Origin of the sequence: Pantoea sp. Cy-639, assembly GCF_011752525.1 — a bacterium.
GTDB lineage: Bacteria > Pseudomonadota > Gammaproteobacteria > Pseudomonadales > Pseudomonadaceae > Aquipseudomonas.
In genome coordinates this window covers 281,635-307,964 of the sequence record NZ_VWXI01000004.1, presented here as the reverse complement: position 1 = coordinate 307,964, position 26,330 = coordinate 281,635, and the positions used below count along the sequence as shown (strand labels likewise).

Sequence of the window (26,330 nt, the reverse complement as noted above, 5' to 3'; positions counted from 1 at the left end):
ACTTTCCAAGGCTTACGCCAGGCTCTTGCTCACCACCTCATACACATCGCTGGACAGCGCGCCGGAGGCGAGAATCCGCTCCAGCTCGCCCTTCATCAACGCCTGGCGCGCATCGTCGTACTTGCGCCAGCGAGTCAGCGGGGCGAGTTGACGCGAAGCGATCTGCGGATTGAGCGCGTTCAGCTCGATCACCAGGTCCGCCAGGAAGCGGTAGCCCGAACCATCGGCGGCGTGGAAGTTGACCAGGTTCTGCCCGGCGAAGGCGCCGACCAGGGCGCGCACCTTGTTCGGGTTCTTCAGGGTGAAGGCCGGGTGCAGCATCAGCGCCTTGACCCGCGCCAGGCCACCCGGCAGGGTGCTGGCCGCCTGCACGCTGAACCATTGGTCCATGACCAGCGGGTTGTCCTTGAAGTGCTCGGCGAAGGCATCCAGGGCCTTGGCCCGCTCGGCCTCGAACGGCGAGTTGACCAGCACCGCCAGGGCGGTGAGGCGTTCGGTCATGTTGTCGCAGTGCTCGAACTGCTCCAGTGCGGCCTCCAGCGCCTGTGGCTTGGCGCTGAGCATCAGGTACGACAGGGCGATGTTCTGCAGGCTGCGGCGGGCGAAGTGCTCGGCGGCGGCCACATAGGCCGTCTTGCGCGAGACGTCGCGGTTGGCCTGGTAGCGCGCCCAGAGGGCGTCGAACAACTGCTCGGCGATCTGCTGGCGGGCGAACTCGCGGGCAGCGTGGATGGCATCCACGTCCGCCACCTGGCTGATCTCGGTGAGGTACGCCTCGCCCGGCAGCGAGAGCATCTCGGCGACCATTGCGGCGTCCAGCGTTTCATTGCCCAGTACGGTACCCAGGGCGGTGATCAGACGCTGGTCGAGGGCGAGCGCTTCACCACGCTGGTGCTGGCCGATCAGCTCCTGCAACACCTGCACCGACAGCTGCTGCCCCGCTTCCCAGCGGTTGAAACCGTCGCTGTCGTGCTGCATGAGGAACATCAACTGGTCGCGGTCGTACGGGAAGCTCAGCTTGACCGGCGCGCTGAAGCCGCGCAGCAGCGACGGCAATGGCTTGGCGGCGATGCCCTGGAAGGTGAAGGTCTGCTCGGCCTCGGTCACCGACAGCACCCGGGTGGTCCCCGCCGCTTCGGCTTCGCCGGCCAGTTGCAGCGGCAGGTCGTTGCCGTCGGCGTCGAGCAGGCCCAGTTCCACCGGGATCACGAACGGCAGCTTCTCGGCCTTGTCCGGGGTCTGCGGGCAGCTCTGGCGGAAGTTCAGGCTGTAGGTCTGCGCGGCTGCGTCATAGGCCTCGCTCACCGCCAGGCGCGGGGTGCCGGCCTGGCTGTACCAACGCTTGAACTGGGTCAGGTCGGCGCCGTTGGCGTCTTCCATGGCCTTGATGAAGTCGTCGGTGGTCACCGCCTGGCCATCGTGGCGTTCGAAGTACAGGTCGCTGCCCTTGCGGAAACCCTCGGCGCCCAGCAGGGTACGCACCATGCGCACCACTTCGGCGCCCTTCTCGTACACGGTCAGGGTGTAGAAGTTGGAGATCTCGATGAAGCTGTCCGGGCGCACCGGGTGGGCCATGGGGCCTGCGTCCTCGGCGAACTGGTGGGTGCGCAGGTAGGCGACATCCTCGATGCGCTTGACCGTGCGCGAGTTCATGTCGGCGCTGAACTCGGCGTCGCGGAACACCGTGAAACCTTCCTTTAGCGACAGCTGGAACCAGTCGCGGCAGGTCACGCGGTTGCCCGACCAGTTGTGGAAGTACTCGTGGGCGACCACGCCTTCGACACGCTGGTGGGCGGCATCGGTGGCGGTCTCGGCGCGGGCCAGCACGCAGCTCGAGTTGAAGATGTTCAGGCCCTTGTTTTCCATGGCGCCCATGTTGAAGTCGTTGACCGCGACGATCATGAAGATATCCAGGTCGTACTCGCGACCGTACACCTCTTCGTCCCAGCGCATGGACTTCTTCAGGCTGACCATGGCGTGGTCGCACTTGTCGAGGTTCTCTTCCTCGACGTAGATGCGCAGGGTCACGTCGCGGCCGGACTGGCGGGTGAATTCGCTCTCGACGCACCACAGGTCACCCGCCACCAGGGCGAACAGGTAGGCCGGCTTCTTGAACGGGTCTTCCCAGGTCGCCCAGTGGCGACCGTCCTCGGCCGGGCCATCGCCGACCGGGTTGCCGTTGGACAGCAGCACCGGGTAGCGGTGCTGCTCGGCGATCACCGTGGTGGTGAAGGTGCTCATCACATCCGGGCGGTCGAGGTAGTAGGTGATCTTGCGAAAACCCTCGGCCTCGCACTGGGTGCAGAACATCTTGCCGGACTTGTACAGGCCTTCCAGCGCAGTGTTGCTCTCCGGGTGGATCTTCACGCTGGTGTCGAGGGTGAAGCGCTCGGTCTTGGGCTGCACGGTCAGGCTGTCGGCATCCAGCTGATAGTCGCCGGCGGTCAGCGCCTGGTCGTCCAGTTGCACGCTCAGCAGCTCCAGTTGCTGGCCGTCGAGCACCAGCGGCGGCAGGCCGGCGCCGCGCTCGGGGTTGCGGCGCATGACCAGTTGCGCATGGACCAGGCTGTGGTCCTCGAACAGTTCGAAGGTCAGGTGGGTCTCGTCGATCAGGTACTCGGGGGCCTGATAGTCCTTGAGGTAGATCACTTGCGGTTGTTCGGTACGCATGGTGACGATCCTTTTACTGGAGCACGGCCAACTGGTAGGCCGTGTACTTGCGAATGTTGATCACGCCGGTATCGAAGATCAGGTACTGACCCTTGATGCCCAGCAGCGTGCCTTCCACGACCGGGTCCTTGTCGAGGTTGAAGCTGACGATCTTTTTCGGATAGGCCTCGACCGGATAGCGCATCTGCACCACCTCGGCACCGGGCAGCGGCTGAATGGCCTGCAGCCCGAAGCGCTCCTGCAGGCCACGGATGCCGTCGGCGCAGGCGTCGAAGATCTGCTCGCGGATGGCCGGCAGGTCGAGCACCTCGGCGTCGCCCTTGAGCAGCGCGCGCCAGTTGGTGCGGTCCGGCACCTGGCTGCGCAGCACGTCTTCGACCAGCCCGGACTGCTGCCGGGTGGCCACGCGCATGATCGGCAGCGCCTGGCTGGCGCCCTGGTCGAGCCAGCGGGTGGGCAACTGGGTGGCGCGGGTGATGCCGACCTTGATGCCCGACGAGTTGGCCAGGTAGACCACATGGTCGGTCATGCAGAACTGCTCGCCCCACGAGGGTTCGCGGCAGGTGCCGGCGTCGTAGTGGCATTTTTCCGGGGCCATGATGCATACGTCGCACTGCGCCAGCTTGGTCATGCACGGGTAGCAGTAACCCTGGCTGAAGCTGGTCTTGGTGCGCTTGCCGCAGTGCGTGCAATGGATCGCGCCGAGGTACTCCAGGCGCAGCGACTGGCCGATCAGCGGGTTGACCGGCACCTCGGTGTCATCCAGGCGGAAACTGTATTGAACGACCGGTGCATCGAGGCGCACCGCCATCTTGCTCAAAGAGCCACGAGCGAGTTCGATCAATGTACCGAGTCCGACTTGAACAGGATGTTGGCGATCGGCGCGGACTTCGAGGCACATTCCTGCGGGCCCATGTAGCCGGTGCGTTGCTCTTCGGGGAGGTTCTTCATCTCCCAGGCGATCACCGCCTGCAGCGACAGCTCCTTCTGCTCGGCGGTGAGCTTGCGGCCGTCGGACCATTTGCCGATCTCCACGGCCGTCTTCAGGCTCTCGTAGATCTCGGGGGTAATGTTTTCAATCATTTGCGCGAAAGTGGACATGGTAACTCCTCAGTCAGGCCGACAGTCTACGCCTGGCGAGCGCGCCGCCCAAGAGGCCGGTCAGGCATCCGATGAGCAACCCGCCGACATGGGCGGCGTTGGCGATCTGGCCAAAACCGAGCTGGCCGACCACGCCGCTCAGGCAGATCAACAGCCAGACCAGCATCATCACCAGCACGCCACGCGGCAGCCTGAACAGGGGGTTGGGCGCCAGCCACTGGTACAGCCAGACATGCCCGAGCAGGCCATAGAGCACCCCGGACAAGCCACCGAACAGGCTCGGCCCGCTGGTGAAGTGCTGGGCCAGGTTGGACACCAGACTGAACAGCAGCGTCAGCGCCAGCAGCACCCACGGCCCCTGGCGCAGTTCGATGCGCTTGCCCAGTTCCCAGTACCACAGCCCGTTCATGGCCAGGTGCAACACGCCAAAATGCAGCAGCATCGGCGATACCAGGCGCCACCACTGACCTTCGCCAAGGGCCTGGAGCCACGGAGTGAAATGCAGGTACTCGCCCTGCACCTGGAACGGCAGGAAGGTGAACCAGCCGATGGTCGCCAGGTTGTCGCCCAGGCTGGTCAGCCCGGCCACCACCACGCACAGGAAGAGGACGAAGGTGGTGACCTTGCAGGCGATGGCCTGCTCCTTCAGCGAGGGCTGTGCCGGCAAGCCGCCACCCAGCGCCTCCGGGGGCACCACCAGATCGGCGTTGCCCTCGGGGTAGCGCCGGTACAGTTCGCGGACATCCTCGGCCATGGCCGGCGGCGCCCAGAGCACCTGCTCCTGGCCCTCCTCCACCACCCGGTGGGGCACTTGCAGGCGCCGCAACAGGGCGACGAAACCGGCCAGGTCGACGCTCAGGGGCAGGCGCAGGACTTCAATCACGTTCATTGGCTCACCTGCGGGCGTTCGACATCGACCCAGACGAACTTGTGCGGGTCGATGCGGGTTTCGTCATCCAGCCGATAGGCCGCCAGCTTGCCGTAGAGCACGGCGCTGTAGTCCAGGCAGGCCAGGTTGTCGCGGATCGGGCCGGGGCGCCCGCTGCGCCAGTAGTGGCCGACGAACAGCAGCGGTTCGTCCTCGGCATAGCGCAGCAGGGCGTTCTTCTGGCTACGGCTGAGCGGCGTGCGCGCCACGTCGTCGGGCAAGGCATCGGGCTGGAACACGATGTCGCCGTAGGTCTGCGGGTCCTCCTCCCAGAACTTGGTGCGGAAGAAGGCCCGGGTCAGGCCGTCGCCGCCGGTCAGGGTCAGGCCATCCGGCAGGCGCATGTCGGTGCCGCGCAACAGGCGGTTGCACACGGTGGCGGCGAAGCTGTCGGGCACCGCCGAAGCCTGGACGAAATGCTCGTCGATACGCCCGTCCGGATGTTCGCGGCGCAGCGGCTCGATCAGTTGCCGGTCCCAGCAGGCGTGTACCAGGCGGAAGCGTCCGGCGTCGACGAACAGCGGCAGTTCGTAGAACCAGCGGATGAAATCGTGCCAGTCGCCCGGGTGCTGGGCGAACTGGGTGAGGGTCTCGTCGATCAGGCGGGCGTGGCGCGGAGTGTGTTCGCGCACATAGGCCTTGCCGCTGCCGGGCAGCGCCGGGGTGACCCAACCCAGGGCGTTGTATTCGTGGTTGCCCATGATGCAGAACGCCTGGCCGGCCTCGACCATGTCGTGGACGATGTGCAGCGCCTCGCGGATGCGCGGGCCGCGGTCGACGATGTCGCCGAGGAACAGCGCCTGGCGCCGCGGATGCCGCCAGACACCACCCACGCGCTTGTAGCCGAGGGTGTCGAGCAGCCGTTCGAGGGTCAGCGCACAGCCGTGCACGTCGCCGATGATGTCGAAACTGCGCGCCGGATCGAGCATCAGTCGTCCCTGCCTCCCAGGCGGCTGCCCCAGCCGAGCTTGGTACGGCAGACCTCGTAGTAGTTGTGGTCGAGCGGGTGGATCAGGCGCAGCTTCTGCGGCTTCTTGCTCACCGTGATGGTGTCGCCGGGAGCGCAGGTGAAGTGATTCTGCCCGTCACAGGACACCTGCGGGTAGATCTGCAGGTCGTTGGACACGACGATCTTCAGCTCGCTGTTGCCATCCACCACGATCGGTCGGCCCGACAAGGTGTGCGGGTACATCGGCACGATGACGATGGCGTCGAGCTTGGGGTGCATGATCGGGCCGCCGGCCGACAGGGCGTAGGCAGTCGAGCCGGTCGGGGTGGCGACGATCAGGCCGTCGGCCTTCTGGCTGCAGACGAACTGACCGTCGATGTAGATCTCGAACTCGATCATCCGTGTCGACTTGCCCGGGTGCAGGACCACGTCGTTGAGCGCATCGCCCTGGCCGATGGCTTCGTGGTGGCGACGCACCTCGGCCTGCAGCAGGAAGCGGTTCTCCACCAGGTAGTGGCCGTCGAGCACCTCGGCGACTTTCTGCTCCAGCTCGTCCGGGCGGATGTCGGTGAGAAAGCCCAGGTTGCCGCGGTTGATGCCCAGCACCGGGACATTGTGCCGGGCCAGGGCGCGGGCGGCGCCGAGCAGGCTGCCGTCGCCGCCGACCACGATGACCAGGTCGCATACCTCGCCCAGCAGCTTGCGGGTGGAGGTCTGCAGGCCGTGGCCGGGCAGGACTTCGGCGATGGTGTCCTCGAGGATTACGTGCAGGTGGCGCTCGAGGAGGAATTTTTTCAGTCGGCGGATGGTGTCGAGCACCTGGGAGCTGCCAAGGCGTCCGATGATACCGATATTGCGAAATTGCTCCATGGTGCTCCTGCGAGGCTCTGCGGCGGGGTGACAATCCCGGGATTATGGGCGAAAGGACTGGCCAGCGGCAAACCGGCTATGCTCGCAGGATGATACCCTTCGCCGACCTTCAGCCCCTGCCCCGCCAGCTGCGCCACCCCGCCGTGCGCGACCTGGCCTGGGTGATCCTGTCGCCGCCGCTGCTGTGCCAGGCGCCCGGCCCGCAACGCCACCCGTTGCACGCCAGCCACTGGGCCGAGGATCCACAACGCCTGGCTGCCTGGCTGCACGCCCTCGACCAGGCGCCGGAGCCGTTGCTGGCATGGCTGGCGCGCCTGACCAGCCGGCGCCTGGGGCTTTACTACGAAGCCCTGTGGCAGTTCGCCCTGCGCCAGGCCCCGGGCGTGGAGCTGCTGGCGGCCAACCTGGCGATCCGCGACGGCGGACGGACCCTCGGCGAACTGGACATCGTGCTGCGCGATCGGGATGGCGATCATCACCTGGAACTGGCGATCAAGCTCTACCTCGGCCCGCCGGCCAGCGACGGCCGTGACCCGCAGGCGTGGCTCGGTCCGGGTTGTCATGATCGGCTGGGGCACAAGCTCGCGCACCTGGCCGGGCACCAGTTGCCCATGTCGCGCGGACCTCAGAGCCGCGCAGTGCTGGCCGGGCTGGGCCTGGAGCAGTTGCAGGGGCACTTGTGGCTGGGTGGCTACCTGTTCTACCCCTCGACAGGTGACACCTATCCACCCGAAGGCGCCAACCCCGACCACCTGCGCGGTGGCTGGCTGCGCCAGGGTGACTGGATCGCGCAGCCAGGCCAGCGCTGGCAACCGCTGCCACGTCAGGCGTGGCTGGCAGCGGCACGGTTGAGTGCGCAGGACTGCTGGGGCACGGCGCAGTTCGAGGCCTGGCGCACGGGCCTGGAGCCGCATGCGCCCGCGCAGTTGCTGGCCAGGCTGCACGAGCAGGAAGACGGGGCGTGGGAGGAGGTCGAGCGGGTGTTTCTGGTGGCCGACAGTTGGCCGGACCTGCCCCCACGCTGAACCCCTGTCGCCGCCACGCTCACGACAGGGGCACGGCCTGGGTCAGGACGCCTCGGCGTCCGGCTCCGGGCAGTAGGCCTGGGCATCTTGCGGCCACAGCACCTGGCCCTTGCCATCGACCACCTGTTCCGCGCCGCATGGCAGGCGATTGGTCTCGAATACCACGCTGCCGTCGAGGCGATACAAGGCCCGCAGGGTGCGTACCGCATCATCGCCATTGCCCTCGACCCGGTAGCCGAAGATCGCGCCACGGCCTTCATCGACCGTCACATCCTGCCACTTGGCGGGTACCAGCAGCTTGCCATCGAGGTCGTACAGCGCACGCAGGGCCTGGGCACCGTTACCCTCGGCAGCCAGCAGGTGATGACCATCGGCCAGCAGTTGGTACGAGACGAACTGCTCCGGCTTGATCAGCACCTGGCCCTGGTCGTCCATCAGGCCGACCGTGGCCGCCTCGCTGGGCATGCCGAACAGCATCACGGTCTTGCGTGGCGACTTGAGCTCGGTGAAGGCCAAGCGCTTGGGCGCGACCAGGCCGATCTGCTGGTAGGTCGGCTGGAACAGCACCTTGCCCTGGTCCAGGTCCATCGTCCCGTAGGTCGCCAGGAAGGCGCTCTGCAGCTTGCCGATATGGCTGAAGCCCGGACGGTGGCCGCTCATGCCCAGCAGGCCCATGCCGGCGTCGCCGACCGAGTCGTACTCGGGCTCGATCAGCCACTTGCCGTCGTGACCGATCATGCCCGACTTGCCTCGGCCGCCCTCGTTGCCCTGCACCTGGACCATGCCACCGACCTTGCCGAAGGGTTCACAGCTCTGGTACTGCGCCTCGATCACCACCTTGCCCTGGTAGTCCAGGTAGCCGCAGGGCTTGTCGTAGCCGTCGCGGAACGCTACCAGGCCACCGCCCGGAGTGCCCAGCCAGTTCTTCTCGAGCGCAATCACCAGATCGCCGGCGGCATCGGCCAGGCCTTTGCCGGCCACGCCCTCGCGGGATACCACCAGGTGGCCGTCGGCGGCGCTGAGAATAGTGTCGAAGTCGAGCTTGCGCAGCGCCTGGGTCTGCAGGTTGTAGCCCCAGTGCTCACCCTGGCGCTCGGCCAGCACCCAGTTGCCGCGCTTGGCGAAGTCCTCGCGCACGTACAGCGAATCGAACACCGCCTCGCTGACTTTCTCGCCCTTGGGCGTGAGGATGCCGCGCAGGTCGTCGATCTCGTAGACGATGAACTGGTTGTCGCCACCGACATAGACGGTGTCGAACACGGCCGGCTGGACTTCCTTGCCCTGCTCGTCCATCACCCCGACCTTGCCGTCGCGGCCAAAGCCGAACAGGCCCGGTGTCAGGGTGTACAGCTCGTCGGTGAGGTCGGCGCGGATCACCTGCTTGCCGTCGCCACTGGCCAGGTGCCAATAGTCGCCGCGCCCGAAGATGAAGGCATCGGTGAACGGCTGGGTGTAAAGCTGGGTGAACTCGCTGCCGGGGGCGATACGAAATGCGCCGTTCTGGTCGAGGACCGCGCACTCGTCGTTCACGCACAGCGGGATGGTCAGGGCACCGATCGCCGGCACGCTTGGCGCAGGAGGTTGCTCGCATCCGGCGAGCAGGAGGGACAGGGAGCAGAACAGCGCCGCGCGAGGGGCGGTGATGAGGCGTTTCATTGAACACGGAATCCTTGTGCGATGGAAAATCAGCGAAGGCCCTTGGCCATCACTCGACTCGCTGTGTCGGCCACCGCGCATAGATCTGTAGCAAACAAAATTCCGTGCCAGCGATTAGAGTGAAGATGAGGCGCCAGCAAGAGTGCCCATTCCTACCTGATGACGAGGACCCACCATGGCTTCATCCACCCCCGCGGCCCACTATGCGCGCCCGTCGATCGCCCTGCACTGGCTGATGCTGGTGCTGCTGGCCGCCGTCTACGCCACCATCGAACTGCGCGGCATGTTCCCCAAGGGCAGCGCCGAGCGCGACCTGATGAAAGACCTGCATTTCATGCTTGGCCTGAGCGTGTTCGTACTGGTCTGGCTGCGCCTGATCCTGCGCCTGTCGCGCCCTACTCCGCCGATCGTGCCGAAGCCACCGGCCTGGCAGACCGGCCTGTCGCACCTGGTGCACCTGCTGCTGTACCTGATGATGATCGGCCTGCCCCTGGCCGGCTGGGCCATCCTGAGCGCCGCCGACAAGCCGATCCCGTTCTATGGCCTGGACCTGCCGGCGATCACCTCGCCCGATCCGGACCTGGCCAAGTTCATCAAGGGCTGGCATGAGCGCATCGGCAGCTGGGGCTACTGGCTGATCGGCCTGCACGCCGTGGCCGGGCTGTACCACCACTACGTGCTGCGCGACAACACCCTGCAGCGCATGCTGCCCTACAAGTAACCGCGGCGCCCCTGCAGGCCACCGGTGTGCAGGAACACCAGGCGGGTGCCGGGGACGAAACGCCCGGCCTCGACCTGGTCGCGCAGGGCCAGTAGCGCCTTGCCGGTATAGAGCGCCTCCAGCGGTATCGCCGCATGCCGCTCGGCCTCATCGACGAAGGCCAGCAACACCTCGTCGAGACGGGCGAAACCGCCCCGGCTGGCATCGTGCAGCACATAGCCCGTCGCCCCCACCAGTGCCGCCACCTGCTCCGCCACGCCATGATCCGGCGGGACCGCCAGCGCGCCGTGCACCGGGTGTTCGCCCGCCTCCGCCAGCACCAGGCCTGCAAGGGTCGTCCCGGTACCGGCCGCCAGCCACCAGGCGTCATAGTCCGTCCAGCCGAGTGTCGCCAGTTGCGCCTTGCACTGCTCGACGATCAAGGCGCAGCCTTGCGCTCCGGCCAGGCCTCCACCACCTTCGGGGATGCAATGCCAACCGGGGTAGCGGGCTTGCCAGGGCGCCCAGAAGCCGGCTTCGTGACGGGCCCGGTAACCACCATAGCCGAGCCAGTGCAGCTGCATGCCGAACGCCCGCAGGTCATCCACGGTGGGGGTGTCCTGGGGATGGCCGCGCAGCAAGCCGACGGTAGCGAAGCCAAAACGCTTGCCGGCAGCGGCCAGGGCGTGAAGGTGATTGGAATGGTTGCCACCCAGGCTGATCAGCCCCGGCGAGCCGGCCTGGCGCGCGGCGAGCAGATGGTGGCGCAGCTTGAACCATTTGTTGCCGCTGATCAGTGGGTCGACCAGGTCCAGGCGCAGGATGGCGGCCTCGATACCGGCCTGGCGCAGCCAGGGCAGGTCGAGACGTTGCAAGGGGGCATGGGGCAGGGAGAACTCAGACATGGCGCCGAGTCTATCAGCTCGAGGCATCCGGCAAGCTGCAGGAGCCGGCAAGGCCGGCTCCTGCAGCGATTACATCGGTGCTCGACTATCGGGCCTGACGCGCCTCACAACTCGGCGGCCAGGCGCGATCCCTGGTTGATCGCGCGCTTGGCATCCAGCTCGGCCGCCACGTCGGCACCACCGATCAGGTGCACCGACTGCCCCGCCGCCAGCAAGCCTTCGTGCAGTTCGCGCAGCGGCTCCTGGCCGGCACAGACGACGATGTTGTCCACCGCCAGCAACTGCGGCTCGCCCTCGTTGATCCGCACGTGCAGACCGGCATCGTCGACGCTCAGGTACTCGACGCCATTGAGCATCTGCACCTGCTTGTTCTTCAGCCCGGTGCGATGGATCCAGCCGGTGGTCTTGCCCAGGCCATCGCCAACCTTGGTCTTCTTGCGCTGCAGCAGGTACACCTGGCGCGCCGGGGCATGCGGCTCGGCCTTGATCCCCGCCACGCCACCGCGGGCCTCCAGCCGGGTGTCGATCCCCCATTCCTTCCAGAACGCCTCGCGGTCCTGGCTGGTGGCCACGCCCTGGTGCACCAGGTATTCGGACACATCGAAACCGATACCACCGGCGCCGATCACCGCCACCCGCGGGCCTACCGGCTTGCGCTCGAGCAGCACGTCCAGGTAGCTGAGCACCTTGGCATTGTCGATGCCGGGAATGGCCGGCGTGCGCGGGGCGATACCGGTAGCCAGGATGATCTCGTCGAAACCGCCCGCCACCAGCGTCGCCACATCGACGCGGGTCTCCAGGCGCAGGTCGACGCCGGTGCTTTTCACCTTGTTGCGGAAGTAGCGCAGGGTCTCGAAGAACTCTTCCTTGCCCGGCACCCGCTTGGCGACGTTGAACTGCCCACCGATCTCGCTGGCGCTGTCGAACAAGGTCACCTGGTGGCCACGCTCGGCCGCCACGGTAGCCGCAGCCAGGCCGGCAGGGCCGGCACCAACCACGGCGATGCGCTTGACGTTCAGTACAGGCAGGTAATTGAGCTCGGTCTCATGGCAGGCACGCGGGTTGACCAGGCAACTGGTCAGCTTGCCGCCGAAGGTGTGGTCCAGGCAGGCCTGGTTGCAGCCGATGCAGGTGTTGATCTCGTCGGCGCGGTCTGCTGCCGCCTTGTTGACGAAGTCCGGATCGGCGAGGAACGGCCGGGCCATGGAGACCATGTCGGCATCCCCCTCGGCCAGCACGGCCTCGGCCACTTCCGGGGTGTTGATGCGGTTGGTGGTGATCAGCGGGACCTGCACCGCGCCACGCAGCTTGGCGGTGACCTTGCTGAACGCCGCGCGCGGCACCTTGGTGGCGATGGTCGGGATACGCGCCTCGTGCCAGCCGATGCCGGTGTTGATCAAGGTCGCACCGGCCTGCTCGATGGCCTTGGCCAGTTGCACGATCTCGTCCCAGGTGCTGCCGCCCTCGACCAGGTCGAGCATCGACAGGCGGAAGATGATGATGAACTCGCGGCCTACCGCCTCGCGTACCCGACGCACGATCTCCACCGCCAGGCGCATGCGGTTTTCGTAGCTGCCGCCCCATCGGTCGGTACGGTGGTTGGTGTGGGCGGCGAGGAACTGGTTGATGAAGTAGCCTTCCGAACCCATGATCTCGACGCCGTCATAACCGGCGCGCTGGGCCAGGCTGGCGCAGGTGACGAAGTCGCGGATCTGCTTCTCGATGCCCTCCTCGTCCAGCTCCTTGGGCTTGAACGGGTTGATCGGCGCCTGGATGGCGCTTGGCGCCACCTGCTTCGGGCTGTAGGCATAGCGCCCGGCGTGGAGGATCTGCAGGCAGATCTTGCCGCCGGCGGCATGTACCGCCTCGGTGACGATCCGATGCTTGTCGGCCTCTTCCTCGGTGCTCAGCTTGGCCGCGCCGGAATACACACCGCCCTCGTCGTTCGGCGCGATGCCGCCGGTGACCATCAACCCGACTCCGCCCCGGGCACGCTCGGCAAAGTATGCCGCCATGCGCTCGAAGCCGCCTGGGCGTTCCTCCAGGCCGGTGTGCATCGAGCCCATCAGGGTGCGGTTGCGCAAGGTGGTGAAGCCCAGGTCGAGAGGGGCCAGCAGGTGCGGGTAACGGTCGGTAGCCATGGATGGACTCCACAGGTGGCGTGATCACGGAATGCGGGCACCTCTGCCACGTTGGCGGGGCCCGTCGTTTGTCTGCAGCCGACATTAAACAGGCGTTTGAACGCGCTCAATGATCGAAACTGACAACTTATTGATCCTGCTGTACAACGGGCTTACCCTAGTGCACCTCATTCGCCACCGTGCCGGACCGCTCCATGCGCAAACTGCTAGCCGGCGCCCTGGCGCTGGTAGTCCTCGCCGCCCTCTGCGGCTATGGCTTCTGGACCCTGCAGCGTCCGGAAGGCCATTACCTGTCCGACCTGCGCATCGAACTCGCGCTCAACCAGGGCATACCAGGCGAACACGGCAACCTGCTGGGCGTCGAGCCGCTGCTGTTTCCCGGCGACTACCAGAATCTCACCCGCCTGCACCGCAAACTGGCCGCCTACCTCGAACAAGCCCGGGCCCAAGGTCTGATCACCCCCCGTACCGTGGTGGTGCTGCCCGAACACATCGGCACCTGGCTATGGGCCCGCGGCGAGAAGAACGAGCTCTACCAGGTGACGCATCGTCGCGAGGCCTGGCAATGGCTGGAACTGAGCAACCCGCTGCACTATGGCCTCGCGGCGCTGGCCACTCGCAGCGATGACTGGCGCAGCGACGCGCATCTGCGCATGAAGGCGGCGCAGATGGCCAGCGACTACCAGCAATTGTTCGGCGGCCTGGCCCGGGAGTTCGGCGTGACCCTGGTGGCAGGCTCGATCATCCTGCCGGCGCCCTACGTGGAAAACGGCGTGCTGCGCACCGGCAATGGCCCGCTGTTCAACAGCAGTCTGGTATTCGCCGGGGACGGCAGTGTGCTCGGCCAGCCGCAGCACCAGCAGTACCCGGACAGCGAAACCCGTCGCTACGTGCACGATGGCCGCCAGTACCCCCTGCAAGTCCTGCAGACCCCTGCCGGACGCCTGGGTGTGCTGGTGGGCAGCGACAGCTGGTATCCGGCCAACTACCAACAGTTGGCCAGCCAGTCGGTCCAGCTGATTGCCAACCCGGCGTTCCTCAGCGGCCGGCAAAGCTGGCAGACCCCTTGGCGCGGCAACCGTCACCAGCCAGCCGCCCGGGACCTGCCGCTGCAGCGTGGCCAGGTCAGCGAAGAGGCGGCCTGGCAGCAACTGGTACCGAGCACCAACCAGGGCACTCGCAACATGAGCGTGTTCCTGCGTGGCCAGTTCTGGGAACTGGCCGGGGATGGCCAGGGCTTTGCCAGCCAGAGCGGCACCTTGCTGATCGGTACCGCCAGCCACGGTGCGCGCCTGCTGAACCTGTGGTTGTAGCGCCATGCCCCGTCCCCGCGTGCGCCTGGGCGAGCTGTCGATAGGCTTCGTCCACCCCCTGGCCGAGGCACTGCAGGCACTCGGCCACGATCCGCAGCCACTGCTGCTGCGCTACGGCCTCGATGCCAAGCGCCTGGCCGAGCCCGGTGCACGCCTGTCGATCCCGCGCTACATGCATCTGGGCCACGCCGCCATCGCCCTGAGCGGCGAGCCTGCCCTGGGCCTGCACATGGCCCGTGTCAGCCGCCTGGCCCAGGCCGGGCTGGCCGGCATCACCGCCGCCCAGGCGCCGACGCTGGGCGAGGCCGCGCGGACCCTGCTGCGCTTCGAGCCACTGTATGCCGCCAACTACCGCGGCCACTCGAGCTTCCACGAAGACAGCCAGGGTGCCTGGCTGCGTTTCTACTCGATCAGCCCGTACAACGCCTACAACCGGTTCGTGGTCGACTCGGTGCTCGGCGGCTGGCTGGCGCAATTGTCGGGCCTGAGCGACCAGCCGATCCAGGCCGAGCGCCTGGAGATCGAGTTCGAAGCCCCCGCCTACGCTCAGCAATACCAGAGCCTGTGCAGTGGCACGGTGCAGTTCGGCACGCCGCTCAATCAGTTGCGCCTGGGCCAGGCCACCCTGGCCCTGGCCAACCCGCAGCATTGCCCAGGCACCTGGCAGCACCTGGTGCAGTTGTGCGAGACAGAGCTGGCGCAGCGCACCCGCGTGCGCAGCCTGGGCGAACGCATCACCCACCTGCTAGGACCGCTGCTCAATGGCGGGCGCGAGCCGGATCTGGAGGAAGTCGCGCAACACCTGCAACTGCCGACCTGGACCCTGCGGCGCAAGCTGGCCGAGGAAGGCACGCGTTTTCGCAACCTGCTCAACGACACGCGCCGCGATCTGGCCGAAACCTATATCCGCGACACGGAGCTGGCCTTCGGCGAAATCGCCTACCTGTTGGGATTTGCCTCGGCCGAGGCCTTCCAGCGTGCCTTCAAGCGCTGGACCGGCCTGACCCCGGGGGAATACCGCCGCAACCAGCGGCAGGCGCTCTGACGCGCGGTTCCAGGCTCTGTAGAACAGTCTTGTGGGAGCGGCGGTGCGCTGCTCCTACAACGATGGAGACCCTACCTTTCGTGCAAGACTAGAGCTCGGTGGCGTCGTCTGCCGGCTCCGGGGTATCCAGTTCATAGGCCTGGAACTCGAGCAGTTCTTCCTGATAATCGTCCATCCGCCTGCATCCTCTCATTCACGTTTTCATGGGTTCAGCCGTCAACCTAGGCCGGCCGGATGAAGGAATGATGACATTCCCCTGAAAGGTAAACGTAGCAAGCACCCGCGTAATTATCGAAGCGTCAGAGTGGCGCAGGGGCGCCCGTGGTTGCCGCCGGCGTCGGTTCCACATGGATCGGTGCAGGCTCAACCGGCGGCGCGATGGGTTGCGAGCCCTTGCTGTCATCGAGCACGGGCGCCGCAGGAGCTTCGCTGGCCGGCACGGCAGGCGCCGACGGCGCTACCGGGACAGGCTCGCCAGCACTGGCAGGCGCTGGCGGAGTCGGCGTGGCCGGGGCAGATTCAGGCAAGCCCAGGTCGACCGCTGGCTTCTCCACCGCCGGCAGCGGTGTCGCTTCGGCCTTTTTCACTTTCTTCGGCTTGGGCAGGTAGCTTTCCACCAGGGCGAAATAACGGTCGTAGAACTGCGCTGCGGTAACCGTCTCGCTAGCGACCTTGACCATCGAGTCGTCAGTCGAGCCGATCGGCATCGACACCGAGCCCAGCACGCCCACGCCAAGACTCGCGGAAGTATTGGACTTCTTCAGGGTGTAGCGATCCTGCAGGGCGTTGGCGAACATGGTCGAACGCTGTCGGTCGCCTATGTCGGGCACGCAGGTGATGTTGAAACTGATCTGCATGTGGTTTTCAGCGTTTTGCTGGAAACTCTTGTTGCCAGCCACCTGGTTGGCGTCGCTGCGGGTGATGATGTAGCCCTGGCTCAACAAGGCACGCCTGGCCGCTTCGCAGGTGCTGGCCTCGCTGACGGGGAAACTGCGCGAGAAGGTGCCTGAGTCGTCGAAGTTCTCGTGCTCGTACACGGCGGGTTTCTTCGAGGAGCAACCGGACACGCTTGCCAGCACCAGGGCCAGCCCGAGCGCACCGTAGACGGATGATCTGGACATCGTGAATTCCGGGGGGGGATGAATCGAACGGCGCCTATTGTGCAACACATCCGCAAGTGACCGAAACCATGTAGGTGCAAGGTTCATGTAAAGCCTTGCACACGATCACAGAGAAATTTCGCACGTTTGAAGCGGATGCATCCTTCTCAATACAGAAAAAGGACCTAGTCATCTCGCTGACACGTCGCCATTAGACTCTTGCGTTTTTCCGCTTGCGCAAGGAGCCTGCGATGAAAAACCTCTCGGTACGCCTGAAACTGCTGCTCAGCCTTTTTCCCCTGGTCCTGCTCGCAGCCCTCCTCGCCCTGACGGCGATCCTCAGCCTGGGTTCGCTGACGCACCGCGCCGAGCGCCTGGTGTCGGTGAACTACATCCTCGACAGCCTCAATGATATCCGCTCGGCACAGATGGCCTATGCCCTGGACCAGCAACCAGAGGACCTGAACGACCTGCGCCAGGCACTTGCCCACATGGACACGCTGATCGACGAAAACCTGGCGCACATGCCATTTCCCGAGGCCCAGGACAAACTTGGCAGCACCCGCAGCCTGATGGCCGAGTACCTGCAACGCCTAGAGCAACACCTTGAAAACGGAGCCACCGCCCTGGTCGGGCACAACGGCAAGCAACTGGTCGGGCAGGTGCTCGCAGCCATCGAACAGATCAACGCCCTGATAACCCTGCAGAACCAGGTCAGCGCCGACGAATTCAGCCAACGCACCCGCCTGATGCTGGCCTTGTTCGGCGCCACGCTGATACTGGCGTGCCTGGTGGCCTGGCTACTGATCCGGCAGATCTGCTCGCCCCTGCAGGAAGCACTGGACCTGGCGCAGCGCATTGGCCAAGGCGACCTCCGACAACCGGCATTGACGCCACGCAGCGACGAGTTCGGCCAACTGCTCCAGGCACTCGGACGCAGTTGCGCCAGCTTGCGCGGCATCGTGCAAAGCCTTGGCCAGGTCAGCACGCGCCTGCGCCAGACGTCGGGCACGCTGGCCGTCACCGTCGAACACACCAGCGACGGTGCCACCCGCCAGCAAAGCGAAACCCTGCAAGTCGCCACCGCCATGAGCCAGATGGCCGGCGCCGTGCAGGAAATCGCCCAGAACAGCGCCCTGGCCAGCCAGGCAACCGACCAGGCCAGCGACAGGGCCGATTTCAGTCGCCAGGTGGTGCGCGACACACAGCAGCAGATTGTCCGCCTGGCCGAGGACATCGAAGGCAGCACCCAGGCCGTCCAGCAACTGTCCGAAGGCACCGAACAGATCGGCAGCATCATGACCGTGATTCACGCAGTGGCCGAACAGACCAACCTGCTGGCCCTGAACGCCGCCATCGAAGCCGCCCGCGCCGGCGATGCCGGCCGTGGCTTCGCCGTAGTCGCCGACGAAGTGCGCAGCCTCGCCCAGCGCACCCAGCGCTCGACCAGCGAAATCGAGGCCTTGGTCGGCAGCTTGCAGGAAGGCGCGCGGCACGCCGTCGAGCGCATGCACGGCAGTCGTGACGCGGCAGGCCACAGCGTGGCCCTGGCCAACCAGGCGAGCGAGGCACTGCAGGTCATCACCACGAACGTGGACGACATCCAGGGCATGAACCAGCAGATTGCTGCCAGCACCGAGCAACAGAGTGTCATGGTCTCGACCATCCGCGGCAACATGGACAATGTACGGGACGTAGCAGAACAAGCCTTGCGTGCCACCCGGGACATCGAGGCGGCCACTGACGAGCTTGGCCACCTGGACCAGGAACTGGAAGGGCTGATTGGCAGCTTCCGCCTGTGAACGAGCAGGCGATCGCCCAGGGCGGGCGGCAGAAACGAAAAAAGCGACCCTCAGGTCGCTTTTTCGTGCTTCAAGGTGTTCATGGGACCTTGAAGCGAAGATGGCGCAGCGGACGGGACTCGAACCCGCGACCCCCGGCGTGACAGGCCGGTATTCTAACCGACTGAACTACCGCTGCGTATCGCTCGGGCTTGCACCCGATTGAAACTGGGATCCTGACTTTCAAGCGCCTTGGCGCGAAAATCGAGGGCATAAAAAAAGCGACATCAAGATCGCTCTTTCCATGTTGCTTCGAGCTGTTCAAGGGGCTCGAAGCGAAGATGGCGCAGCGGACGGGACTCGAACCCGCGACCCCCGGCGTGACAGGCCGGTATTCTAACCGACTGAACTACCGCTGCGTATCGTTCAGGCTTGCGCCTGATTGAAACTAGGATCTGGCCTTGCGGCCTCAGACCGGTGCAAGCACCCATCTGGATAAAAGTGGCGCAGCGGACGGGACTCGAACCCGCGACCCCCGGCGTGACAGGCCGGTATTCTAACCGACTGAACTACCGCTGCGCATAGCTGGACTTGCGTCCTGTTCCTCTCTGCCAGATCGTTTCTTTCGAAACTGCTGAACCAGGAACGTCTCAGGAAGTGGTGGGTGATGACGGGATCGAACCGCCGACCCTCTGCTTGTAAGGCAGATGCTCTCCCGGCTGAGCTAATCACCCCCGCGATGTTGCTTGTTGCGTTTGCTTCGCTGAGGCCGCGAAATTTACGCAGGTACCGATGCTAAGTCAATACCCCCATTGAATTTTTTTTCAAAAAGGGCAAAAAAGCTGCAAGCCGTGAACTGCAAGCGACAAGAAAAAGCCTGCCGCTTGTACTAGGCTCTGTGCCCCCGACAAACAACAAGGGGACCTCACGGTCCCCTCTTGCTGTTTGTCGCATTAGCGTAGCGCTCAGACGTAGATCATCTTGCGAGTCATGCCGCCATCGACCACGAATTCCTGGCCGGTGACGAAACCTGCCTGGCGCGACAGCAACCAGGCCACCAGCGCCGCCACGTCCTCCACCGTCCCTACCCTGCCCGCCGGATGCTGGGCATGGTCGGCCTCGCTCAGCGGCTCGGCACGGCGTTGCGACGGATCGCGGGCATCGATCCAGCCAGGGCTGACCGCGTTGACCCGAATCTCCGGCCCCAGGCTCATTGCCAGCGCATGGGTCAGTGCCACCAGGCCACCCTTGCTCGCCGCATAGGCCTCGGTGTCCGGTTCGGACTGCCGAGCACGGGTCGAGGTCAGGTTGACGATGGCGCCACCATGGGCGCGCAGATAAGGAGCACAGTGCTTGGCCAACAGCATCGGGCCATTGAGGTTGACTGCCAGTACCCGGTTCCACTGGGCCAGCGACAGGCTTTCCAGCGTCTGGTTGTGCGGGTTGGCGATGGCCGCGTTGCATACCAGCGCATCCAGGCGCCCGAACTGCCCAAGCACTTCGGACACCCCGGCACTGACCTGGGCCTCATCAGCCACGTCCATGCTGATGAACCAGGCATGGTCGCCCAAGGCCTTGGCCACCTTGGCGCCACGTGGGCGGTCAAGATCGCTGAGCACCACTTGCCATCCTTCGCAGATCAACCAGGCGGCAATACCCAGGCCAATGCCGCGGGCGGCACCGGTCACCAGGGCTACCCGGCCGTTATGGCCGGGCTCGCCGCCTGTCCAGTCGATCACAGTGCCGCCAGGCCGCGAGCCAGGTCGGCCTGCAGGTCGGCCACGTCTTCGAGGCCGACCGCCACCCGGATCAGGCTGTCACGGATACCCGCCGCCTCACGCTCCTGCGGCGTCAGTCGGCCATGGGAGGTGGTCGCCGGGTGGGCGATGGTGGTCTTGCTGTCGCCCAGGTTGGTGGTGATCGAAATGACCCGGGTGGCGTCGATGAAACGCCAGGCGCCTTCCTTGCCACCCTTGACCTCGAAACTGACCACCGCACCGAAACCGCTCATCTGGCGCTTGGCCAGTTCGTGCTGCGGGTGGCTCGGCAGGCCGGCGTAATGCACCTTCTCCACGCCGTCCTGGCGCTCCAGCCACTCGGCCAGGGCCTGGGCGCTCTCGCAGTGCGCGCGCATGCGCAGCTTGAGCGTCTCCAGCCCCTTGGTGAAGATCCAGGCGTTGAACGGGCTGAGGGTCGGGCCGGCTGTACGCAGGAAACCGACCACTTCCTTCATCTGTTCGGCACGACCAGCCACCACGCCACCCATGCAACGACCCTGGCCGTCGATGAACTTGGTCGCCGAATGGAACACGATATCGGCGCCGAGCTTGAGCGGCTGCTGCAAGGCCGGGGTGCTGAAGCAGTTGTCCACCACCAGCATGGCGCCGCGGGCGTGGGCGATCTCGGCCAGTGCCGGGATGTCGACCAGCTCGGCCAGCGGGTTGGAAGGCGACTCGACGATCAGCAGCTTGGTGTTGGCCTTGATGGCCTGCGCCCAGCCGTCCAGGTCGACCAGTGGCACGTAGTCCACCTGTACGCCAAAGCGCTTGAAGTACTTCTCGAACAGGCTGATGGTCGAGCCGAACACGCTCTGCGACACCAGCACATGATCACCGGCGCTGCACAGCGACATCACCACGGCAAGGATCGCCGCCATGCCGGTGGACGTGCCCACGGCCTGCTCGGCGCCTTCCATTGCCGCCAGGCGTTCCTCGAAGGCACGCACGCTCGGGTTGGTGTAGCGCGAATAGACATTGCCCGGCGTTTCGCCGGCAAAACGCGCGGCGGCGTCGGCAGCCGTGCGGAAGACGTAGCTGGAGGTCAGGAACAGCGCTTCGCTGTGCTCGGCCTCCGGTGTGCGGTTCTGACCGGCGCGTACCGCCAGGGTGTCGAAACCGACACCCTCGAGGTCACTGTCCAGTCGACCGGCATCCCATTGATCGGTCATGCCGTCGCTCCCAAATCAGTTGTTGTACAGGTCGATGATCGCGCTGACAGCCTGGGTCTTGACCTTGGCCAGGTCGTTGCGGGCCTGCTCGATGCGGTCGAGGTAGGCTTCGTCGATATCGCCGGTGACATACTCACCGTTGAACACCGCGCAATCGAAGTTGTCGATCTTGATCTTGCCGCCACCGACCGATTCGATCAGGTCAGGCAGGTCCTGGTAGACCAGCCAGTCGGCGCCAATCAACTCGGCCACCTGCTCGGTGGTACGGTTGTGGGCGATCAGCTCGTGTGCACTCGGCATGTCGATGCCGTAGACGTTGGGGTAGCGTACCGCCGGGGCGGCGGAGCAGAAATAGACGTTCTTGGCGCCCGCTTCGCGAGCCATCTGGATGATCTGCTTGCAGGTGGTGCCGCGCACGATCGAGTCGTCCACCAGCATCACGTTCTTGCCGCGGAACTCCAGCTCGATGGCATTGAGCTTCTGGCGTACCGATTTCTTGCGCGCGGCCTGGCCGGGCATGATGAAGGTACGGCCGATGTAGCGGTTCTTGACGAAACCTTCGCGGAACTTGACGCCCAGGTGGTTGGCCAGCTCCAGGGCGGCGGTGCGGCTGGTGTCCGGGATCGGGATGACCACGTCGATGTCGTGATCCGGGCGCTCGCGCTGGATCTTCTCGGCCAGTTTCTCGCCCATGCGCAGGCGCGCCTTGTACACCGAAATGCCATCGATGATCGAGTCCGGGCGGGCCAGGTAGACGTGCTCGAAGATGCATGGCTGCAGCTTCGGCGCCTTGGCGCACTGACGGGTGAACAACTGGCCTTCCTCGGTGATGTAGACCGCCTCGCCCGGGGCGAGGTCGCGGATCAGGGTGAAGCCGAGCACGTCCAGGGCGACGCTTTCCGAGGCGATCATGTACTCGACGCCTTCATCGGTGTGGCGCTGGCCGAACACCACCGGGCGGATGCCGTTGGGGTCGCGGAAGCCGACGATGCCGTAGCCGGTGATCATCGCCACCACCGCGTAGCCGCCGACGCAGCGGTCGTGCACATGGGAGACGGCAGCGAACACGTCGTCCTCGGTAGGCTGCAGCTTGTGACGCACGGCCAGCTCGTGGGCGAACACGTTCAGCAGCACTTCCGAATCGGAGTTGGTGTTGACGTGGCGCAAGTCGGCCTCGTAGATCTCCTTGGCCAACTGCTCGACGTTGGTCAGGTTGCCGTTGTGCGCCAGGGTGATGCCGTACGGCGAGTTGACATAGAACGGCTGGGCCTCGGCCGAAGTCGAGCTGCCAGCGGTCGGGTAGCGTACGTGGCCGATGCCGATGTGGCCGACCAGGCGCTGCATGTGACGCTGCTGGAAGACATCGCGCACCAGACCGTTATCCTTGCGCAGGAACAACCGGCCGTCGTGGCTGGTCACGATACCGGCAGCGTCCTGGCCGCGGTGCTGGAGCACGGTTAGCGCGTCATACAGCGCCTGATTGACGTTCGACTTACCGACGATACCGACGATGCCACACATGCGACGCAACCCCTACTTTGATGAAACTTGAGTGAAGAGCGCTCAGGGCTTTGCAGGCCCGAGCAACTGCTCCTTGAACGGAAGATCGACCGGAGCGGTGACCCCACTGGACATCCACTGGCCGGTGAACCCGAGGATCAGATTCTTCGACCAGTCGGCTACCAATAGAAATTGTGGTATCAGGCGCGATTCCTGCCACCACGGATCCTGTTGCACCGGCCCCAGGCTCAGCAGCCCGACGGCCACCACCACCAGCAGGCCGCCACGGGCGGCGCCGAAGGCCATGCCAAGGAAGCGATCGGTGCCGGACAGTCCGGTCACGCGAATCAGCTCGCCGATGAGGAAATTGACCATCGCCCCGACCAGCAGCGTGGCGACGAAAAGAATGGCACAGCCGGCGATGACCCGCGCGGACGGTGTCTGGATATAGCTTTCCAGGTACTGCGAGAGCGAACCGCCGAACATCCAGGCCACCGCGCCGGCGACTATCCAGATGAGCAGGGACAAGGCTTCCTTGACGAAGCCGCGCTTGAGACTGATCAGTGAGGAAACGGCGACGATCGCGATGATCGCCCAATCAACCCAGGTAAATGCCACGGTGCTGCCTACCGACGTTTGAGGCGGCGCATTTTAACAGAGCAGCGGGCTTGGGGTAAGCGGAATGTCACGTGTTTGAAGGGCTACAGGCTGACTCCCGAGACAGCTTTACATCCTGCAAAGCCTCTCGCGAGGGCAAGCCTGCAACCACCCAAACACGTGGAAACGGGCTTGCCCGGCGATGATGCTCAGCCGCGCTCCGGCTGGAAACGCACCACGAAGCCCTTGAGGTTCTGCTGGCGGTTGATCACATCGCGCAGGCGCTCGGCCTCGGCGCGATCGATCAGCGGCCCGACGAACACCCGGTTCATGCCATCGGCCGAACGGATATAGGCGTTGTAGCCCTGGCTGCGCAAGGTCTTCTGCAGGTTGTCGGCCCCGGCACGATTGGACAGGCTGGCCAGCTGAATCGACCAGCTCACCGGCAGGCCGTTGGCGTCGATCTTCGACGGCGCAGCCGGCTTGGCAGCGGCTGTCTGAGCCGGCGTAACGGCGGGTGCGGGACGGGCCTCGACCTTCGGCGTCGGCACCGGGGTCTGCGCCCTGGGCTGCGGCTGGGCCGGCGGCACCGCGGACGGCGCCGGTGCAATCGGTTGGCTCGGTGCGCTCAGCGGCGCGCTGGATTCGTTGACCACCACCGGTGGCTGCTCGTCCTGCGACGGCAACGGCTGCGGTTCCGGTACCTGGACCGGCTCCACCTGCACCTGGGGCAGGCTCGGCATGGCCGGTGCTTCCGGCGCCTCGACCCGTACCTGGCGCATTTCGTCCTCGCGAGTGAACAGCATCGGCAGGAAGATCACCGCCAGCGCCACCAGCACCAGCGCACCGATCATGCGCTGCTTCATCCCTTTATCCAGCACTGCCATCTACTCCATCCTCAGGGGCCTGCCGCTCGAGCCAGGCCAGCGCCTCGCCGACACAGAAAAACGAACCGAACAGCAGGATCTGGTCATCCGCCGTCGCCTGCGCGCACTGCCCTTCGAGGGCCGCGTCGACACTGGCGTAAGACTTCACCGAGGCACCGAGGTTCGTCAAGGCCTGCGCCAATGCCGAGGCCGGACGACTGCGCGGCGTGGCGAGGGGCGTCACCGCCCATTCGTCGACCAGCCCCTGCAGCGGCGCGAGCACGCCTTGCAGGTCCTTGTCGGCGAGCAGGCCGAACACCGCCAGGCGGCGGCCTTTCGGCGGACGTGCCGCCAGCCGGCGCGCCAGGTACTCGGCAGCATGCGGGTTGTGCCCGACATCCAGCATCAGCTCGACCGGCCTGCCCTGGAACATCAACGCACGCCGGTCGAGACGACCGGTGATGCGCGCCGCCTGCAACGCCTGGCGCACCTGCGCCTCGTCCCAGGACAACCCCATGAGCAGGAACGCCTGCAACGCCAGGCTCGCGTTTTCCATTGGCAGGTCGAGCAACGGCAAGTTGCGCAGCGCTACCGACGAACCGTCGAGCCGGCGGCCATGCCAATGCCAGCTATCGCCGGCAATGTCCAGGTCGAAGTCGCGCCCCCGCAGGAAGAGCGGGCAACCCAGCTCACGCGCCTTGTCCAGCAAGGGCTGCGGCGGGTCCAGGTCACCGCAGAGGGCCGGCTTGCCCGCCCGGAAGATCCCGGCCTTCTCGAAGGCTACCGATTCACGGGTATCTCCCAGGTAATCGGCATGATCGACGCCGATGCTGGTAACCAGCGCGATATCGGCATCCACCAGATTGACCGCATCCAGCCGACCGCCCAGGCCGACCTCGAGCACCACCGCATCCAGCGCCGACTGCCTGAACAGCCAGAACGCCGCCAGGGTGCCCATCTCGAAATAGGTCAGGGAAATCTCGCCCCGGGCTGCCTCGACAGCGGCGAAAGCCTCGCACAGGCGCTCGTCGCTGACCTCGGCGCCCTCGATGAGCACCCGCTCGTTGTAGCGCAGCAGGTGCGGCGAGCTGTACACCCCGACCTTGAGGCCCTGGGCTCGCAGCATCGCGGCGACGAAGGCGCAGGTCGAGCCCTTGCCGTTGGTACCGGTGACCGTCACCACGTGCGGCGCCAGGCGCCCCAGCGCCAGGCGCGCCAGCACTTGCTGCGAGCGCTCCAGCCCCATGTCGATGGCCGACGGGTGCAGCTGTTCGAGATAGGCGAGCCAGTCGCCCAGGGTGCGCTGCTGGTTCATCACGCGACCGCGGCGACCTCTTTGGCCGCTTCCGGCGTCGGTTGGCCGGTCATCTGCGCCAGCAGGCGAGCCAGGCGCGGACGCAGCTCTTCACGAGAGATGATCAGGTCGATGGCACCGTGCTCCAGCAGGAACTCGCTGCGCTGGAAGCCTTCCGGCAGTTTCTCGCGAACGGTCTGCTCGATCACCCGCGGGCCGGCGAAGCCGATCAGCGCCTTGGGTTCGCCGACGATCACGTCGCCGAGCATCGCCAGACTGGCGGAAACACCGCCGTAGACCGGGTCGGTCAGCACGGAGATGAACGGGATGCCCTCTTCGCGCAGGCGCGCCAGCACGGCCGAAGTCTTGGCCATCTGCATCAGCGAGATCAGCGCTTCCTGCATGCGCGCACCACCGGAGGCGGAGAAGCAGACCATCGGGCAGCGGTTTTCGAGGGCATAGTTGGCTGCGCGCACGAAGCGCTCACCGACGATGGCGCCCATGGAGCCGCCCATGAACGAGAATTCGAAGGCGCTGACCACGATCGGCATGCCCATCAGGGTACCGCTCATGGAAATCAGCGCGTCTTTTTCGCCGGTCTGCTTCTGCGCACCGCTCAGGCGGTCCTTGTACTTCTTGCCGTCACGGAACTTCAGGCGGTCGACCGGTTCCAGGTCGGCACCCAGTTCGGCGCGGCCATCCTGGTCGAGGAAGATGTCGATACGTGCACGTGCGCCAATGCGCATGTGATGGTTGCACTTGGGGCAGACATCGAGGGTCTTTTCCAGCTCCGGGCGATAGAGCACGGCTTCGCAGGACGGGCACTTGTGCCACAGTCCTTCCGGTACCGAGCTCTTCTTCACCTCGGAACGCATGATCGAAGGGATCAGTTTGTCTACCAACCAGTTGCTCATGCTCACTTTCTCCAGTTTTGGCCGGCGG

Annotated in this window: 22 protein-coding genes and 4 tRNA genes; 5 read left to right on the top strand and 21 right to left on the bottom strand. The window is 65.6% G+C overall.

What is annotated here, in order from left to right; all coding sequences use genetic code 11:
- Window positions 1-12: 12 nt before the first annotated feature.
- Genes pepN through F3J43_RS07700 form a run of 6 tightly spaced genes read right to left on the bottom strand, consistent with a single transcriptional unit; the run spans window position 13 to window position 6,518 of the window.
- The gene (gene pepN / locus F3J43_RS07725; protein WP_166884360.1) at window positions 13-2,670 is read right to left on the bottom strand and encodes an aminopeptidase N; all 2,658 of its coding nucleotides are present in this window, start codon (window positions 2,668-2,670) and stop codon (window positions 13-15) included.
- A 13-nt stretch (window positions 2,671-2,683) separates the two neighbouring features.
- Window positions 2,684-3,514 (bottom strand): DUF2797 domain-containing protein, encoded by an 831-nt coding sequence (locus F3J43_RS07720; protein WP_166884357.1) that lies wholly within the window; start codon window positions 3,512-3,514, stop codon window positions 2,684-2,686.
- Window positions 3,511-3,771 carry a YeaC family protein gene (locus F3J43_RS07715; RefSeq protein WP_011532970.1) on the bottom strand — a complete coding sequence of 87 codons (261 nt, stop codon included), beginning with the start codon at window positions 3,769-3,771 and terminating at the stop codon, window positions 3,511-3,513. The genes F3J43_RS07720 and F3J43_RS07715 overlap by 4 nt, the downstream gene beginning before the upstream one ends.
- A 13-nt stretch (window positions 3,772-3,784) precedes the next feature.
- Window positions 3,785-4,660 carry a rhomboid family intramembrane serine protease gene (locus F3J43_RS07710; protein ID WP_166884355.1) on the bottom strand — a complete coding sequence of 292 codons (876 nt, stop codon included), beginning with the start codon at window positions 4,658-4,660 and terminating at the stop codon, window positions 3,785-3,787.
- Window positions 4,657-5,628 carry a metallophosphoesterase gene (locus F3J43_RS07705; RefSeq protein WP_166884352.1) on the bottom strand — a complete coding sequence of 324 codons (972 nt, stop codon included), beginning with the start codon at window positions 5,626-5,628 and terminating at the stop codon, window positions 4,657-4,659. The genes F3J43_RS07710 and F3J43_RS07705 overlap by 4 nt, the downstream gene beginning before the upstream one ends.
- Window positions 5,628-6,518 carry an NAD(+) kinase gene (locus F3J43_RS07700; protein ID WP_166884350.1) on the bottom strand — a complete coding sequence of 297 codons (891 nt, stop codon included), beginning with the start codon at window positions 6,516-6,518 and terminating at the stop codon, window positions 5,628-5,630. The genes F3J43_RS07705 and F3J43_RS07700 overlap by 1 nt, the downstream gene beginning before the upstream one ends.
- A gap of 89 nt (window positions 6,519-6,607) precedes the next feature.
- Here F3J43_RS07700 and F3J43_RS07695 point away from each other — a divergent pair, with 89 nt between their 5' ends.
- Complete coding sequence (locus tag F3J43_RS07695) at window positions 6,608-7,543, top strand: DUF1853 family protein (RefSeq protein WP_205297699.1); 936 nt, start codon at window positions 6,608-6,610, stop codon at window positions 7,541-7,543.
- A gap of 42 nt (window positions 7,544-7,585) precedes the next feature.
- On the opposite strand, the gene F3J43_RS07690 is transcribed toward F3J43_RS07695, so the two are convergent.
- Entirely contained in the window at window positions 7,586-9,199 is a 1,614-nt protein-coding gene (locus F3J43_RS07690) for a WG repeat-containing protein (RefSeq protein ID WP_166884345.1), read from the bottom strand.
- Between the two features lie 175 nt (window positions 9,200-9,374).
- On the opposite strand from F3J43_RS07690, the gene F3J43_RS07685 reads away from it, so the two are divergent.
- On the top strand, window positions 9,375-9,920 hold the full coding sequence (locus F3J43_RS07685; RefSeq protein WP_166884343.1) for a cytochrome b: 546 nt from the start codon (window positions 9,375-9,377) through the stop codon (window positions 9,918-9,920).
- Here the strand turns inward: F3J43_RS07685 and F3J43_RS07680 are convergent.
- Entirely contained in the window at window positions 9,911-10,804 is an 894-nt protein-coding gene (locus F3J43_RS07680; RefSeq protein ID WP_166884341.1) for a 1-aminocyclopropane-1-carboxylate deaminase/D-cysteine desulfhydrase, read from the bottom strand. The two genes, F3J43_RS07685 and F3J43_RS07680, sit on opposite strands and share 10 nt — an antisense overlap.
- A 104-nt stretch (window positions 10,805-10,908) precedes the next feature.
- Window positions 10,909-12,945 (bottom strand): NADPH-dependent 2,4-dienoyl-CoA reductase, encoded by a 2,037-nt coding sequence (locus tag F3J43_RS07675; protein ID WP_166884339.1) that lies wholly within the window; start codon window positions 12,943-12,945, stop codon window positions 10,909-10,911.
- Between the two features lie 194 nt (window positions 12,946-13,139).
- Here F3J43_RS07675 and F3J43_RS07670 point away from each other — a divergent pair, with 194 nt between their 5' ends.
- A complete protein-coding gene (locus tag F3J43_RS07670) occupies window positions 13,140-14,258 on the top strand; it encodes a nitrilase-related carbon-nitrogen hydrolase (RefSeq protein WP_166884337.1) in 1,119 nt (372 codons plus the stop codon).
- A gap of 4 nt (window positions 14,259-14,262) precedes the next feature.
- On the top strand, window positions 14,263-15,303 hold the full coding sequence (locus F3J43_RS07665; protein WP_166884335.1) for an AraC family transcriptional regulator: 1,041 nt from the start codon (window positions 14,263-14,265) through the stop codon (window positions 15,301-15,303).
- Between the two features lie 299 nt (window positions 15,304-15,602).
- Here the strand turns inward: F3J43_RS07665 and F3J43_RS07660 are convergent, their stop codons facing one another.
- Window positions 15,603-16,424 carry a DUF2242 domain-containing protein gene (locus tag F3J43_RS07660; protein WP_166884333.1) on the bottom strand — a complete coding sequence of 274 codons (822 nt, stop codon included), beginning with the start codon at window positions 16,422-16,424 and terminating at the stop codon, window positions 15,603-15,605.
- A 230-nt stretch (window positions 16,425-16,654) separates the two neighbouring features.
- Between F3J43_RS07660 and F3J43_RS07655 the strand changes: the two genes are divergently transcribed.
- The gene (locus tag F3J43_RS07655) at window positions 16,655-18,205 is read left to right on the top strand and encodes a methyl-accepting chemotaxis protein (protein ID WP_166884331.1); all 1,551 of its coding nucleotides are present in this window, start codon (window positions 16,655-16,657) and stop codon (window positions 18,203-18,205) included.
- A gap of 101 nt (window positions 18,206-18,306) precedes the next feature.
- On the opposite strand, the gene F3J43_RS07650 is transcribed toward F3J43_RS07655, so the two are convergent.
- The 11 genes from F3J43_RS07650 to accD all read right to left on the bottom strand — a co-directional run bounded on the left by F3J43_RS07650 (window position 18,307) and on the right by accD (window position 26,302).
- A tRNA-Asp gene (locus tag F3J43_RS07650) sits at window positions 18,307-18,383 on the bottom strand.
- Between the two features lie 143 nt (window positions 18,384-18,526).
- Window positions 18,527-18,603, bottom strand: a tRNA-Asp gene (locus tag F3J43_RS07645).
- 83 nt (window positions 18,604-18,686) lie between these two features.
- Window positions 18,687-18,763: transfer RNA gene (locus F3J43_RS07640), tRNA-Asp, on the bottom strand.
- A 79-nt stretch (window positions 18,764-18,842) separates the two neighbouring features.
- A tRNA-Val gene (locus tag F3J43_RS07635) sits at window positions 18,843-18,918 on the bottom strand.
- 231 nt (window positions 18,919-19,149) lie between these two features.
- Window positions 19,150-19,923: an SDR family oxidoreductase gene (locus F3J43_RS07630; protein WP_166884328.1), complete on the bottom strand. Its 774-nt coding sequence runs from the start codon at window positions 19,921-19,923 to the stop codon at window positions 19,150-19,152.
- A complete protein-coding gene (locus F3J43_RS07625; protein WP_166884325.1) occupies window positions 19,920-21,131 on the bottom strand; it encodes an O-succinylhomoserine sulfhydrylase in 1,212 nt (403 codons plus the stop codon). The genes F3J43_RS07630 and F3J43_RS07625 overlap by 4 nt, the downstream gene beginning before the upstream one ends.
- 15 nt (window positions 21,132-21,146) lie before the next feature.
- Window positions 21,147-22,652, bottom strand: a complete 1,506-nt coding sequence (gene purF, locus F3J43_RS07620; RefSeq protein ID WP_166884323.1) for an amidophosphoribosyltransferase — start codon at window positions 22,650-22,652, stop codon at window positions 21,147-21,149.
- Between the two features lie 42 nt (window positions 22,653-22,694).
- Window positions 22,695-23,249 carry a CvpA family protein gene (locus F3J43_RS07615; RefSeq protein ID WP_166884320.1) on the bottom strand — a complete coding sequence of 185 codons (555 nt, stop codon included), beginning with the start codon at window positions 23,247-23,249 and terminating at the stop codon, window positions 22,695-22,697.
- A gap of 188 nt (window positions 23,250-23,437) precedes the next feature.
- On the bottom strand, window positions 23,438-24,094 hold the full coding sequence (locus F3J43_RS07610) for an SPOR domain-containing protein (protein ID WP_205297698.1): 657 nt from the start codon (window positions 24,092-24,094) through the stop codon (window positions 23,438-23,440).
- A 4-nt stretch (window positions 24,095-24,098) separates the two neighbouring features.
- A complete protein-coding gene (gene folC, locus F3J43_RS07605) occupies window positions 24,099-25,409 on the bottom strand; it encodes a bifunctional tetrahydrofolate synthase/dihydrofolate synthase (protein WP_166884316.1) in 1,311 nt (436 codons plus the stop codon).
- Window positions 25,409-26,302: an acetyl-CoA carboxylase, carboxyltransferase subunit beta gene (gene accD, locus F3J43_RS07600; RefSeq protein ID WP_166884314.1), complete on the bottom strand. Its 894-nt coding sequence runs from the start codon at window positions 26,300-26,302 to the stop codon at window positions 25,409-25,411. Before accD ends, folC begins: the two co-directional genes overlap by 1 nt.
- Window positions 26,303-26,330 lie beyond the last annotated feature (28 nt).